At 67.2% G+C, this 14,542-nt stretch carries 10 protein-coding genes and 1 pseudogene; 9 read left to right on the top strand and 2 right to left on the bottom strand.

Annotated features, from left to right (window positions below):
* Positions 1–23 precede the first annotated feature (23 nt).
* The 5 genes from N3C64_RS11265 to N3C64_RS11245 all read left to right on the top strand — a co-directional run bounded on the left by N3C64_RS11265 (position 24) and on the right by N3C64_RS11245 (position 6,377).
* The gene (locus tag N3C64_RS11265) at positions 24–1,598 is read left to right on the top strand and encodes a DUF5928 domain-containing protein (RefSeq protein ID WP_260014459.1); all 1,575 of its coding nucleotides are present in this window, start codon (positions 24–26) and stop codon (positions 1,596–1,598) included.
* A gap of 12 nt (positions 1,599–1,610) precedes the next feature.
* Positions 1,611–1,991, top strand: a complete 381-nt coding sequence (locus N3C64_RS11260) for an HIT domain-containing protein (protein ID WP_218630593.1) — start codon at positions 1,611–1,613, stop codon at positions 1,989–1,991.
* Between the two features lie 75 nt (positions 1,992–2,066).
* On the top strand, positions 2,067–2,252 hold the full coding sequence (locus N3C64_RS11255) for a zinc-finger domain-containing protein (protein ID WP_218630592.1): 186 nt from the start codon (positions 2,067–2,069) through the stop codon (positions 2,250–2,252).
* 107 nt (positions 2,253–2,359) lie between these two features.
* The gene (gene polA, locus N3C64_RS11250; RefSeq protein WP_260014458.1) at positions 2,360–5,218 is read left to right on the top strand and encodes a DNA polymerase I; all 2,859 of its coding nucleotides are present in this window, start codon (positions 2,360–2,362) and stop codon (positions 5,216–5,218) included.
* 220 nt (positions 5,219–5,438) lie between these two features.
* Entirely contained in the window at positions 5,439–6,377 is a 939-nt protein-coding gene (locus N3C64_RS11245; RefSeq protein ID WP_260014457.1) for a cation diffusion facilitator family transporter, read from the top strand.
* Here the strand turns inward: N3C64_RS11245 and N3C64_RS11240 are convergent.
* Positions 6,358–7,119 (bottom strand): annotated as a pseudogene (locus N3C64_RS11240) (hydroxypyruvate isomerase family protein). The gene N3C64_RS11245 and the pseudogene N3C64_RS11240 sit on opposite strands and share 20 nt — an antisense overlap.
* Position 7,120: 1 nt before the next feature.
* Positions 7,121–7,717 (bottom strand): DUF1285 domain-containing protein, encoded by a 597-nt coding sequence (locus N3C64_RS11235; protein WP_260014455.1) that lies wholly within the window; start codon positions 7,715–7,717, stop codon positions 7,121–7,123.
* Between the two features lie 71 nt (positions 7,718–7,788).
* Between N3C64_RS11235 and N3C64_RS11230 the strand changes: the two genes are divergently transcribed.
* Genes N3C64_RS11230 through N3C64_RS11215 form a run of 4 tightly spaced genes read left to right on the top strand, consistent with a single transcriptional unit; the run spans position 7,789 to position 14,541 of the window.
* Positions 7,789–8,799 (top strand): AAA family ATPase, encoded by a 1,011-nt coding sequence (locus N3C64_RS11230; protein WP_260014453.1) that lies wholly within the window; start codon positions 7,789–7,791, stop codon positions 8,797–8,799.
* On the top strand, positions 8,796–9,701 hold the full coding sequence (locus tag N3C64_RS11225) for a DUF58 domain-containing protein (protein ID WP_375546111.1): 906 nt from the start codon (positions 8,796–8,798) through the stop codon (positions 9,699–9,701). Before N3C64_RS11230 ends, N3C64_RS11225 begins: the two co-directional genes overlap by 4 nt.
* Positions 9,698–12,454 (top strand): DUF4159 domain-containing protein, encoded by a 2,757-nt coding sequence (locus tag N3C64_RS11220; protein WP_260014451.1) that lies wholly within the window; start codon positions 9,698–9,700, stop codon positions 12,452–12,454. Before N3C64_RS11225 ends, N3C64_RS11220 begins: the two co-directional genes overlap by 4 nt.
* Positions 12,451–14,541 carry a hypothetical protein gene (locus tag N3C64_RS11215; RefSeq protein ID WP_260014449.1) on the top strand — a complete coding sequence of 697 codons (2,091 nt, stop codon included), beginning with the start codon at positions 12,451–12,453 and terminating at the stop codon, positions 14,539–14,541. The genes N3C64_RS11220 and N3C64_RS11215 overlap by 4 nt, the downstream gene beginning before the upstream one ends.
* The last annotated feature ends 1 nt before the right edge of the window (position 14,542 follow it).

Raw genomic sequence — 14,542 nt, 5'->3', positions numbered from 1 at the left:
AACCGGCGCAGACCACGTTCGATATGGCAAAGATCGCGTTCATCCTGCTGACCCACAAGGACCCCGAGGGGGTCATTTCCCAGGCGCGCAGGCTGTCCTCCGAGGGCGATTTTGTCTCGATCCACTTCGATGCCCGCGCGAGTCAGGCCGATTTCGCGCGTATTCAGACGGCGCTGGCGGACGATCCGGCGATCACCTTCGCGCGCCGCAGGGTCAAATGCGGTTGGGGGGAGTGGAGCCTTGTCGCGGCGACCCTTGAGGCGCTGAAGGCGGCGGTCGATGCCTTCCCGCAGGCGACGCATTTCTACATGATCTCGGGCGATTGCCTGCCGATCAAGACGGCGGAATATGTGCATGACTTCCTCGATGCCGAGGATGTTGATTACATCGAAAGCGTCGATTTCTTCACCTCGGGCTGGATCAAGACCGGGATGCGCGAGGACCGGCTGATCTACCGTCACGTCTTCAACGAGCGCCAGAGCAAGTGGCTGTTCTACAAGACCTACGAGATCCAGCGCGCGCTTGGGATGACCCGCAAGGTTCCTGAGGATCTTCAGATGATGATCGGCTCGCAATGGTGGTGCCTGCGCCGCCAGACCGTCGAGGCGGTGCTGGAGTTCTGCCGCGCCCGCCCTGCGGTGATGCGGTTCTTCAAGACGACCTGGATCCCGGACGAGACCTTCTTTCAGACCCTCGTGCGCCATCTCGTGCCCGACCGGGAGATCCGCAGCCGCACGCCGACCTTCCTTATGTTCACCGACTACGGGATGCCGGTGACCTTCTATAACGATCACTACGATCTGCTGCTGGGGCAGGATTTTCTGTTTGCCCGCAAAATCAGCCCGGATGCGGCTGATCTCAAGACGCGGCTTGGGGCGCTGTGGCACGAGACGGCGCGCGCCTTTTCGATCTCGGGCGAGGGGCGGGCACTGTATTCCTTCCTGACCGGACGCGGGCGCATCGGGCGTCGGTTCGTGCCGCGCTTCTGGGAGGTCGAATCCTCGCTTGGTCGCGAGCGGACGCTCTATGTCGTTGTGTGCAAGAAATGGCATGTCGCCAAGCGGCTGGTCGAACAGGCGGGCGCCAGGGCGGGCATCCCGCGCGTCGAATACCTGTTCAACGAGTTGTGCCCCTTGCCGGCGCTTGGCGGGATCGAGACTACGCTTTCCAAGCGCAACCGTCATCGCAGGGCGCTGTTGCGGATGCTGTTCGACTATCACCGCACCGACCGCCTGTTGATCTGCGTGGACCCGGCCGAGTTCGAACTGCTGCGCGATCTTTCCGCCGACCGGGTGGATGCGCGTATCCTCGAGATTGAATGCGATTTCACCGACGATTACCTGATCGGCCATGCCCGCCGCGTGGGGCTTGCCGGAGAGCAATCGCCCGCCGGGGTGATCGCGCGGCTCTTGCCGACCATCCGCTTCGATCTGAAGTTCGAAAGCGACCGGATGCGCGATGCCGGTTTCCCCGCGTTTGAGCACATTCGGCAGGGCGCCACGCCGCGCGAAAACGCCCTGCCGATCGCGCGCTTTCTGGGTGTCGATCGCGATCTTGCGCATGAGATCGCCGCAACCGAATATCTGTTTCTGGACTGAGGAGATTCCCCCGTGGCCTATGCCTATGACCCGACGAATATCTTCGCGCGCATCCTGCGCGGCGAGATCCCGAACAACACCGTTCTGGAGACCGAGCACACGCTGGCGTTCCGCGATATCGCTCCGCAGGCCCCCGATCATGTGCTGGTGATCCCCAAGGGGCCTTACGCGACCTTCGATCATTTCTCGAACGAAGCAAGCGATGCGGAGGTCCTCGACTTCTACCGCACCGCCGGGCAGGTCTGCAAAATGCTGGGGATTGAACCTGGCGAGGGTGGCATGGGCTTCCGCGCGATCACCAACTCGGGCGAGCATGGCGTACAGGACGTGCCGCATTTCCACATGCATATTCTGGCCGGTCGGGTTCTGGGGCGGATGCTTTCGCGCGGCTGAACCGGCCGCACCCTCTTGCCCCGAAGGGCACAATCGCTAATATGCGCGGTCGAACCAGACTGCCGGAGCCAGCTCATGACCATCGCCGCCCCCGAGACCCAAGTTGTCACCACCTGGAAGGTCGCCTGTGACGGCGGCGAGGGGGCCTTGGGCCATCCGCGCGTCTACCTGACCATCCCGCATGACAGCGGCGAGGTCGAGTGCCCCTACTGCGACAAGAAATTCGTGATCGACCGCGATCACGCGCATGACGATCACTGATCGCCTTTGATCGGTTCGCAGGCGGCCCTTCGGGGCCGCTTTTCGTTTGCGGGTTTCGGCCCGGCGCGGGCTATGGCAGAACGGGTCAACGCGACACGGAGGACCCCATGGCATTCGGCAAAGGCTGCCATCTGCATCTGATCGACGGCTCGGCTTTCATCTTCCGCGCCTATCATGCGCTGCCGCCGCTGACGCGCAAGTCGGACGGGCTGCCGGTGGGGGCCGTCGCGGGCTTTGCCAACATGATCTTTCGCTATATCGAAGAGGCCAAGGGCCCCGATGCGCCGACTCATGCGGCGGTGATCTTCGACTATAGCTCCAAGACCTTCCGCAACGAGATCTTCCCCGAATACAAGGCCAACCGCCCGCCGCCGCCCGAGGATCTGCGCCCGCAGTTCCCCCTGACCCGCGACGCGACGCGCGCCTTTAACCTGCCCTGTATCGAGACCGAGGGTTTCGAGGCCGACGACATTATCGCCACCCTTGCGCGCGAGGCCCGCGAGGCCGGCGGGCGCGTCACCATCATCTCGTCGGACAAGGATCTGATGCAGCTGATCGGCGGTGGGGTCGAGATGCTCGATGCGATGAAGAACCTGCGCATCGGCCCCGATGAGGTCGAGGCCAAGTTCGGCGTGCGCCCCGATCGGGTGATCGACGTGCAGGCGCTGGCGGGCGACTCGGTGGATAACGTGCCCGGCGCGCCGGGGATCGGGATCAAGACGGCGGCGCTTCTGATCAACGAATACGGAGATCTGGAATCCCTTCTGGCCCGCGCCGAAGAGATCAAGCAGCCCAAGCGGCGCCAGACACTGATCGACTTCGCCGACCAGATCCGGGTCTCGAAGCGCCTTGTGACGCTGGACGATCACGCGCCGCTCGATTTCACGCTGGAGAGCCTTGAGGTCAAGGATCCGAACCCCGAAGAGCTGATGGCATTCCTCAACCTCATGGAGTTCCGCACGCTGACCAAGCGCGTCGCGGATCGCTTCGGGGTCGAGGCACCGACCCTGCCGCCGATGGAACCCGCCGGGGTCGATGCCGCCGCGCGTTGGGCCGCAGGTGCCGCCCCGCAGCCGCGCCTGGAACCCACGGCCGTGCCTGAGGCGCCCTTCGATACCTCGGCCTATGTCTGCATCCGCGATGGTGAAACCCTGCAAGCCTGGCTGAGCGAGGCCCGCGCCCTGGGCTGGCTTGCCGTCGATACCGAAACCACCAGCCTTGACGAGATGCGTGCCGATCTGGTCGGCGTGTCGATCTGCTCGGTCGCAGGCAAGGCCGCCTATATCCCGCTTGGCCATACCACAGGGGGCGACGATCTTTTCGGCGGCACCGCCCGCGCGCCGGGGCAGATGGATCTGGATGCGGCGCTGGCGCTGCTCAAACCTGTGCTTGAGGACGAAGCGATCCTCAAGATCGGGCAGAACATGAAGTATGACCTCAAGATATTCGCTCGCCACGGCATCCGCGTTGCGCCTTTCGACGACACAATGCTGATGAGTTACGCGATGTTCTCGGGGCTGCATAACCACGGTATGGATGAGCTGTCGGAGCGTTATCTCGATCATCGCCCGATCCCGATCAAGGAATTGCTGGGAACGGGCAAGGCGCAGATCACCTTCGACAAGGTCGAGATCGACAAGGCCGTGGCCTATGCGGCCGAGGATGCCGACATCACGCTGCGCCTGTGGGCCCGCTTCAAGCCGATGCTGCACCGCGCCCGCGCCACCACGATCTACGAAACCGAAGAGCGCCCGCTGGTGCCCGTTCTGGCCGATATGGAGATGGCGGGCGTGCGCGTCGATGCGCAGGTTCTGGCGCGGATGTCGAACGCTTTTGCCCAGAAAATGGCCGGGCTGGAGGCTGAAATTCAGGACCTTGCGGGCCAGCCCTTCAACGTGGGCTCGCCCAAGCAGTTGGGCGAGATCCTCTTTGACCAGATCGGTGTTCCGGGCGGGACCAAGGGCAAGACCGGCGCCTATTCCACCGGCGCCGATGTGCTTGAGGACATCACCACGATGGAGGATCAGCCCAAGGCGGCCGCGCTTTCCTCGAAAGTGCTCGACTGGCGGCAGATCTCGAAGCTGAAATCGACCTATACGGACGCGCTTCAGGGCCATGTGAACCCGGAAACCGGGCGCGTGCATACGTCCTACAGCATCGCAGGCGCGAACACCGGGCGTCTGGCCTCGACCGATCCGAACCTGCAAAACATCCCCGTGCGCAGCGATGAGGGCCGCCGCATCCGCGAGGCGTTCGTGGCCGGGCCGGGAATGAAGATCGTCAGCCTCGACTATAGCCAGATCGAGCTGCGCATCCTTGCCCATGTCGCCGACTTGCCTGCGATGAAAGAGGCCTTCCGCGAGGGCTTGGATATTCACGCGATGACGGCGTCAGAGATGTTCAACGTGCCGATCGAGGGCATGGACCCGATGATCCGCCGTCAGGCCAAGGCGATCAATTTCGGCGTGATCTACGGCATCTCGGGCTTTGGCCTAGCGCGCAACCTGCGCATTCCGCGCGCCGAGGCGCAGGGCTTCATCGATCGCTATTTCGAGCGTTTCCCCGGCATCCGCAAATACATGGACGACACCGTGGCTTTCGCCAAGGAAAACGGCTTTGTAGAAACGCTGTTCGGTCGCCGCGTCCACACGCCCGAGATCAACGCCAAGGGGCCAGGCGCGGGTTTCGCCAAGCGCGCCGCGATCAACGCGCCGATTCAGGGCGCCGCCGCTGACGTGATCCGCCGCGCCATGGTGCGTATGCCTGACGCGATCCGCGGACTGCCCGCGACCATGCTCTTGCAGGTGCACGACGAATTGATCTTCGAGGTCGAGGAAGGCGCGACCGAGGCGCTGATCGCGGCCGCGCGTGCAACGATGGAGGGGGCGGCCGATCCGGCAGTTCATCTGTCGGTGCCGCTTGTCGTCGATGCCGGCACCGGCGCCAGCTGGGCCGAGGCGCACTGAGGGCCAGTCAGGCGCGGGTCGTCCGCACTGCCAGCATCAGACTGAAGGGGAAGCGTAACTGACAGGATCGTCGCGGGGCGCCCGAGCTTGCGGAAGGCCGGGTGATCGCGCATTCGTGTTGGCCCGTCCAAAACAGGCACGGCATCGGCCCCTGTTCACCGGTGCACAGATGCGGCAAAGCTGCGGGTGACTTCGCCCCCGATCCCGGTAGAGTGACCCTATGCCCCACGATCATGACCACCACGGTCATCACCACCACCATCACATCAGCCCCGATGCGGGCGACCGGCAGGTTGCCTGGGCGGTGGCGATCAACGTTGGGCTGACCTTCGCGCAGATCGCGGGTGGGCTGATTGCCGGATCGGTGGCGCTGATTGCCGACGGGGTGCATAACTTCTCGGACGCGGCGGCGCTGGTGCTGGCTTTCGGCGCGCGGCGGCTGGCACGGCGCGGGGCCGATGCCGCCATGAGCTTTGGCTGGGCGCGCGCCGAGGTGGTCGCCGCGCTGGTGAATTACGTCGCGCTGATCATTGTTGCGATCTGGCTGATGACCGAGGCCGCCGGGCGCCTGATCGATCCGCCCGGCGTCGATGGCTGGATCGTGGTCTGGCTGGCGGGTCTTGCGCTGGTGATCGACCTGGGCACGGCGGCGTTGACCTGGCGGCTCTCGAAGGACAGCCTGAATATCCGCGCGGCTTTCATGCATAACCTGGCCGATGCCGGCGCCTCGGTCGCGGTGATCGTGGGGGGCGTGCTGATCCTTCTCTACGACTGGCGCTTGGTGGACCCGCTCCTGACCATCGGGATTTCGCTGTTCATCCTGTGGCATGTGGCGGGCGATCTGCGCCCGGTGCTGCGCATCCTGATGCTGGGCGCGCCCGAGCGGCGCGACGGGACTGACGTCACCCGCCGCCTGACCGCGCTGGAGGGTATCGAGAGCGTGCATCACGTCCACCTGTGGCAGATCGACGAGAAGCGCAGCTCGCTCGAGGCGCATCTGGTGCTGACCGAGGGTGCGGATTTCGCCGAGGTGATCGCGCGGGCCAAGCAGATGCTGGCCGAGGAGATGGGCCTGACCCATGTCACGCTGGAACCCGAAACGCCCGCGCGCGGCTGCGCGGATCACGAGGGCGCCTGTCCTAGCCCTTCGCCTTACTGAACCAGCCAAGCCCCTCGGCAGTATCGCCCGCAGGGAAATACTCAGCGCTGACATGGCCGACGTAACCTTCGGCATCAAGCTGCGAGAAGAAGGCGGGATAGCCGATCAGACCGCCCGTCGGTTCGTGCCGCCCCGGATAACCTGCGATCTGGATATGCGCGGCGCGCTGGCCGTATCGCCGCTAGGCGGAGGTCACGTCACCGATGATCCGATGAGCGTGGTAGGCGTCGAATTGCAGATGCAGGTTCGGCGCGGCGAGTTCATTCAGGATCGCCTCGGCCTGCGCGAAATCGTTCAGGAAATAGCCCGGCATGTCGATCGGGTTGATCGGCTCGATGGTCAGGCGCTGCGCAGGTACCTGCGCGGCCGCCCATTCGAGATTGCGCAGATAGAATTCCCGCGCCTCGGGGCCTGAGGCCAGCCCCGACATGATATGCACAAGCCCCGCGCCAAGCGCCTCGGCATAGTCCACGGCTTGCGCGAACTCGCGCCGGAAGCGGTCTTCCTGCCCCGGAATGGCCGCGCAGCCGCGCCCGCCATCGGCCCAGTCTGCGGCAGGCGTGTTGATCAGCACAAGGTGCAGGCTGGCCGCGTCAAGGCATCGGCGCACATCCCCAGCCGGGTGATCGTAAGGAAACAGCGCCTCGACCGCGTCGAACCCGGCCGCGCGGGCGGCGGCGAAGCGATCAAGGAATGGCCTCTCGGTGAACAGGAATGTCAGGTTGGCGGCAAATCGCGGCACGTCACAGCTCGGCCATCGGGATCACCGGAAAGAACTGCCCGCCTGACCACAGGCCGAGCCAGTCCTGCCCCTCATGCGGGCCCGGAACTGCGATGTCTATCAGCCGGTAGAAGGTCTTGCGGTCGATCAGCGCCTCAAGCCCGCGCCGGATATGGACATAGGGAGAGGGCTCGCCATCGGGTGCGCGCACCACGCGGATCGGGTTCTCGGCGCCCGCGGTGACGCTATCGCCGACGTTGGTGGTGAAGGTCAGATCCTGCGCCTCACCCGCCCCCGAAACGGTGCAGTCGACCGCAACGAAAGGCGCATCGACAACACGGATGCCCACCTTCTCGACCGGGGTCACAAGGAAATACTTGCCGTCCTCAAGCTTGAGGATCGAGGCGAACAGCTTCACCAGAGGCTGCCGCCCAATGGGCGTGCCAAGGTAGAACCATGTGCCGTCGCGGCGGATCTCCATATCCAGATCGCCGCAAAAGGGCGGGTTCCAAAGGTGCACCGGCGGCGGCCCCTTTTTCGAGGCCTTGCCCGCCGCCTGGGCGAGCCCTTCGGCCGATGGGGCTTTCACGGCATTTTGTGGGGGCTGATCGTCGGTCATGGTCGCTTTGCGTTTGGGTCCGGAACAAATATCTGTTTTCCTGACGATATAACCTCTGGGGAGCCTTTGTCATGTCCGAGCCTGCCGATCTTGTCGCTGAAATCGAGCGTCTGGGGGAAAAGCTCGGTCTGGCGCGGGCCTCAATCAACCGCCGCTTCATCGGGCAGGAGCGCGTGGTGGAGCTGGTGCTCTCTGCGCTTTTGTCGGGCGGGCACGCGCTTTTGGTGGGCCTGCCGGGTCTGGGAAAGACGCTGCTGGTCGATACGCTGTCGACCGTGATGGGGCTCAGCTCCAGCCGGATCCAGTTCACGCCCGACCTGATGCCTGCCGATATTCTTGGCTCGGAAGTGCTGGAAACCGCCGCCGACGGCAGCCGGGCGTTTCGCTTCATTCCCGGCCCTGTCTTCTGCCAGCTTCTGATGGCGGACGAAATCAACCGCGCCAGCCCGCGCACCCAATCGGCGCTGTTGCAGGCCATGCAGGAAAAAGAGGTGACCATCGCCGGGGTGCATCACCCGCTTGGCCGCCCGTTCCATGTGCTTGCCACGCAAAACCCGATTGAGCAGGAAGGGACATATCCGCTGCCCGAGGCGCAGCTAGACCGCTTCCTTGTGCAGATCGACGTGGATTACCCCGACCGCGCGACCGAGCGCGACATTCTTCTGGCGACCACCGGCGCCTCGATGGCCGAGGCCCATGCCGTCTTTACGCCAGATGAGTTGATCACCGCGCAGGAAATCGTGCGCCGCATGCCGGTGGGCGAGAGCGTGCTGGAGTTGATCCTCGATCTGGTGCGCGCCTGCCGTCCCGGCGAGGCCGACAGCGCCGCCATCGTCAATGAGGCGCTGGCCTGGGGGCCGGGGCCGCGCGCCGCGCAGGCGCTGATGCTGACGGCGCGCGCGCGCGCGCTGATCAATGGCCGCCTTGCGCCTTCGGTCGAGGATGTTCTGGCCATGGCGCGCCCGGTGCTGACGCATCGTATGGCGCTGAATTTCGCGGCCCGCGCGCGGGGCGAAAACCTTGCCTCGGTCATTGCCAGCGTCGCCGCGCAGGTCTCGGGTCAGGCTGAGGCCGCCGAGTGAACGCCAAACCCCAGACCGCGGCGCTTGAGTTGCGCCGCGCGGCCGAGGGTGCCGCCTCGGCCCTGCCGCCGCTGCTGGTGGCCGCCGAACAGCTTGCCGCAACGGTTCAGATGGGCGGGCATGGCCGCCGCCGCGTCGGCCCGGGCGAGGAATTCTGGCAATACCGCCCCGCCCATTCGGGCGATGAAGCGCGACGGGTGGACTGGCGCCGTTCGGCCCGCTCGGACCAGCAATTCGTTCGCGAGCGGGAATGGCAACTGGCGCAATCGGTGCATCTTTGGGTCGATGATGCGGCCTCGATGCGGTTCAGCGGTGCCCCCGAGGGCGCGCGGTCGCGTCCCACGAAAGGCGCGCGGGCGCGACTACTGGCGCTGGCGCTGGCGGTGCTGATGGTGCGCGCGGGCGAACGCGTGGGCCTGACCGGCCCGCTCGCGCCGCCGCGCCCCGGCCGCGCGCAACTGCTGACGCTGGCCGGGCTGCTGTCCGAAGACGTGTCCGAAGACGATTATGGCATGCCGCAGATCGCGGGCGTTGCGCCCTATGCCCGCGTGGCGATGCTGTCGGATTTCCTCGGCGATCTGGCCCCACTTGAGGCCGCACTTGCCGCGCTGGCCGATCGTGGCGTGTCGGGCGTGATGCTTCAGGTGCTCGACCCCGCCGAAGAGGAATTCCCGTTCCACGGCCGCACCATTTTCGAAAGCATGGGTGGCAGCCTGAGCCACGAGACCCGCAAGGCCGACGATCTGCGCGCGCGCTATCTGGCGCGGCTGGCAGAGCGGCGCGACCGGCTGGAAGGACTTGCCCGTGCGGCGGGCTGGCAATTCGCGACGCATCACACCGGCCATCCCGCGCAGGTGCCGCTGCTGTGGCTTTGGGCCGCGCTTGAGCGGAGGCGGGGATGACCATTCTCGGCCCCATCGGCTTTACCGCGCCCTGGCTCTTGCTGGGGCTGGCGGCCTTGCCGGTGCTGTGGTTCTTGCTGCGCGCCGTGCCCCCCGCGCCGATCCGCCGCCGCTTTCCCGGCGTCGCGCTGCTTCTGGGGCTGGCCGATGACGAGGTGCAGGCCGAGCGCACGCCCTGGTGGCTTCTGGCGCTGCGGATGCTGGCGCTGGCGGCCGCGATTGTGGGCTTCGCCGGCCCGGTTCTGAACCCGGTCGTGAGCGTGCCGGGGCAGGAACCGCTCTTGATCGTCGAGGATGGCTCCTGGGCCTCGGCGCGCGACTGGTCGCGTCGGGTGGCCCGGATGAACGAGGCGCTGAGCGAGGCCGAAGGTGCCGGCCGCCCGGCCGCGATCCTGATGCTCAGCGATCCGCCGCCGCGCCCGCTGCCCTTCTCAGCGCCGGGTGATCTGGTGCCGGGTCTTGCCGGGCTGAAACCCGCCCCGTGGGAGCCGGGCGCCGATGTGCCGCCGCTGCCCGAGGGGCGTTTCGAGACGCTCTGGCTGTCCGACGGGCTTGCGCGCCCCGGCCGCGAGGCGCTGAGCGACGCCTTGCGCGACCGCGGTGCCCTGCGTGTGTGGCAGCCCGCCGTGCCGGTTCTGGCACTCGGTGTGGCCCGCATTGTCGAGGCCGAGGTGCATGTGCCTGCTCTCGCCTCGGCGCCGGTGCCCTTCCCGGTCGAGGTAACGGCGGTCGGCCTCGACCCCGCCGGGATCGAACGCGAACTGGCGCGGCAGGAGATCTCGCTTAGCGCCGCGACGCGGGCCGAGGCGGTCTTCGATCTGCCGCCCGAGCTGCGCAATCGCGTGACGCGCTTCGAGGTCACAGCCCTGCGCAGCGCCGGGGCGGTCAGCCTGACCGACGATGCCGTCAAGCGCCGCAAGGTTGCGCTGATCGGCGGCGCGCCCACGCGCGAGGGGCTCGCGCTGCTCTCGCCGCTGCACTACCTGCAACAGGCGCTGGCGCCGAGCGCGGATCTGATCGAAGGCACGCTTGACGATATCCTGATCGCCAAGCCCGATGTGATCGTACTGGCCGATGTCGCGACGCTGGCCGAACCCGACCGCCTTGCCGAATGGGTCGAGGAGGGCGGTCTGCTCTTGCGCTTTGCTGGCCCCCGGATGGCGGCGGCCGAAAGCGGTGACGATCCGCTTCTGCCGGTGCGGCTGCGGGCGGGCGGGCGCTCGGTCGGTGGCACGATGAGCTGGGGCGAGCCGCGTCAGCTTGCGTCCTTCCCCGAGGCATCGCCCTTCTTCGGCCTGACGCCGCCCGACGATGTGACGGTGCGCGCACAGGTCATGGCCGAGCCCGGCCCCGAACTGGCCGAACGCACCATCGCCGCGCTGGCCGATGGCACGCCGCTTGTGACCCGCGCGCGCTTCGGGCAGGGCGAGGTTGTGCTGTTCCACGTCTCGGCCAATGCGGAATGGTCCAGCCTGCCGCTCTCGGGCCTTTTCCCGCAGATGCTTGAACGCCTGGCGATCTCGGCGCGTCCGGCGCAGCCGGGGCAGGCCGAGCTGGCAGGAACGACATGGCGCGCGGTCAAGCTGATCGACGCGTTCGGGCGGCTTGAGGGCGCCGAGGCAAGGGCGGGCATCCCCGGCGAGGATCTGGGCGAGGCGCTGGCGGGCGCCGGTGCGGGGCCAGCCCTGCCGCCGGGGCTTTATGCGGCCGAGGATCGCTCGGTCGCGCTGAATGCGCTTGCACCGGGGCGGGAGCTTGCCCCCGCGCTCTGGCCGCTCGATGTGCCGGTCGAGGGGGGCGAGGCGCCGCGCGCCATGCCGCTCAAGGGCTGGTTGCTGCTGGCGGCGCTTGGGCTGTTGGCGCTGGATATCCTTGCCGCGCTTGCCGTCTCGGGGCGGTTGCGCGGGCAGCGTATGGCGCGGGCGATGGTGGTTCTGCTGGCGCTTGGCCTTGGTATGGCCCCCGGCACGGGCCTGCGCGCCGAGGAAACCACGATGGACCCCGAGCGCGCGATTGCGGCGGCCTCCAACGTCGTGCTGGCGCATATGCCCACGGGTGACCCCGAGGTCGACCGGATCGCGCTGGCGGGGCTGCAGGGCCTTTCGGACACGCTTTTTGCGCGCACCGCCGTCGAGCCGTCTGCGCCAATGACGCTGGATATCGAACATGACGATCTGGCGCTGTTCACGCTGATCTACTGGCCCGTCACTGCCGATCAGCCCGCGCCCTCGCCGCAGGCCTATGCCCGGCTGAACCGCTATCTGCGCGGCGGGGGGATGATCCTGTTCGACACGCGCGATGCCGATCTGTCGGGGGTCGGCTCTGCCTCGCCCGCCGCGCGGCGGTTGCAGGCGCTGGCCGCGCCGCTCGATATTCCGCCGCTTGAACCGGTTCCGGGCGATCATGTCCTGACGCGAACGTTCTACCTGCTGCAAACCTTCCCCGGCCGCTATGACGGCCCGATCTGGGTCGAGGCCGCGCCCCCAGATGCCGAGCGTGCCGAGGGGATGCCGTTTCGCAATCTCAACGATGGCGTCACGCCAGTGGTGATCGGTGGCAATGATTGGGCCGCCGCCTGGGCCGAGGACGCGCGCGGCCTGCCGATGTTCCCGATCGGGCGCGGCTCGGGCGGGGATCGCCAGCGCGAAATCGCGCTGCGTTTCGGCGTCAACCTGGTGATGCATGTACTGACCGGGAACTACAAATCCGACCAGGTCCATGTGCCTGCGCTGCTGGAAAGGCTTGGGCAATGAGCGGGCTTTCGGTCATCTTCGCGCCGCTTCTGCCCTGGGCGGTGCTTGGTGCGGGGGCGGGGCTGGCGGTTGTGCTGCTGGCGCTCGCGCTCTGGCGTGGGCTGCCCGGCTGGCCGCTGCGCGGGGTGGCGGCCATGGTACTGCTGGCCGCGCTGTCGGGGCCGTCGCTGCAACGCGAAGAGACCGAGGCGCTGTCCGATATCGTGCTGCTTGTGGATGACCGCTCGGCCTCGCAGGGGCTTGGCGGGCGCGCTGCGCAGACCGATGCGGCGGTGGCGGCGCTGGAGGCGCGCATCGGCGCCTTGCCGGGAACCGAGTTGCGGCGCGTCACCGTGCCCGATGGCGAAGAGAACAGCGGCACCCGTCTTGGCGCGGCGTTGGCCGAGGCACTGGCCGCCGAACCCCGCGCGCGCGTGGCCGGGGCGGTCGTGATCAGTGACGGGCAGGTGCATGACGCACCCCTGATCCCCGACCTTCCCGCGCCCCTGCACCTGCTGCTGACCGGTGCGCCGCAAGACTGGGACCGTCGGCTGGTGATCCAGACCGCCCCCGCCTTCGGTATCATCGGCGAGCCGGTCTCGATCCGGCTGCGGGTCGAGGATGTCGGTGCCGTGCCCGCCGAGGTGGGCGGTCGCGCGACCGTGTCGATCTCGATCGAGGGCGAGGAGCCGAAAGAATACGAGGTTAGCGTCGGGCGCGATCTGGAACTGCCGCTGACCCTGCGCCATGGTGGGCAGAACGTCGTGCAATTCTCGGTCCTGCCGGTCGAGGGCGAGTTGACGACGCGCAACAATGACGCGGTGGTGCAGATCAACGGCGTGCGCGACCGGCTGCGGGTGCTGCTGGTCTCTGGTGAGCCCCACGCGGGCGAGCGCACCTGGCGCAACCTGCTCAAGTCCGACCCCGGTGTGGATCTCGTGCATTTCACCATCCTGCGTCCGCCCGAAAAGCAGGATGGTGTGCCGGTGGCCGAGCTGTCGCTGATCGCCTTCCCCACGCAAGAGCTGTTCATCGACAAGATCGATGAGTTCGACCTGATCATCTTCGACCGCTACGGCGAGCGGGGCATCCTGCCTTCGGCCTATTTCGAGAACATCCGCGACTATGTTCTGAACGGCGGTGCCGTTCTGGTTGCCGCCGGTCCCGAATATGCGACGGTCGAGAGTCTCTGGCAGACCGATCTCGCCGATATCCTGCCCGCGCGTCCCACGGGCCGCGTGCTGTCCGAGCCGTTCCTGCCGCGCCCGACCGACCTTGGCCTGCGCCATCCGGTGACGGCCGGGCTGGAGGGCGCGCCGGGGGTAGAAGGCGACGATGGCCCGCATTGGGGGCGCTGGCTGCGCCAGATCGAGTTGACCGACCCGACCGGCGAGGTGGTCATGCAGGGCGCGCGCGGTGCGCCGCTGCTGGTGCTGTCGCGGGCGGGCGAGGGGCGGCTGGCGCTCTTGGCGTCGGACCACGCATGGCTCTGGGATCGTGGCTATGAGGGAGGCGGGCCGCAGCTTGAACTGCTGCGCCGCATCGCGCACTGGGAAATGAAAGAACCCGAGCTTGAGGAAGAGGCGCTATTTGCCGAGGTCGAGCCGGGCAGCATGGCGCTGACCGTCGTGCGGCGCACGATGGAGGGGCAGGCCGATCCGGTGCAGATGACGCTGCCAGATGGTTCCACCCGCGAGATTGCCTTGCAGGAAACCGCACCGGGGCGCTTCACCGCGCGATTTGTGGCCCCCGAGGCGGGGCTTTACCGGCTGGCACAGGGTGATCTGGAACGCGTGGCGGCCCTCGGCCCGGCAAGCCCGCGCGAATATGATGAGCCGATCGCCTCACCCGAGCCTCTGGCGGCGGCGCTTGCGGCCTCGGGGGGCGCGGTGACGCGTCTGTCGGACGGCATCCCGACGGTGCGGACCGTGCGCGCAGGCCGCCCCGCCACCGGGCGCGGCTGGATCGGAATCACCCCGCGCGAGGCTGCGGCAACCACCGATATCCGCGTCGTGCCACTACTGCCCGCCTGGGCCTGGCTTGTGATGGCGGCTCTGCTCAGCGTCGCGGCATGGCTGCGCGAGGGGCGCGGGCGCGCGCGTTCCTGAG

Origin of the sequence: Sedimentimonas flavescens (genome assembly GCF_025154035.1) — a bacterium.
GTDB lineage: Bacteria > Pseudomonadota > Alphaproteobacteria > Rhodobacterales > Rhodobacteraceae > Rhodobacter > Rhodobacter flavescens.
The sequence above is the reverse complement of the archived record's forward strand: the minus strand, read 5'-3'. Positions and strand labels throughout refer to the sequence as shown.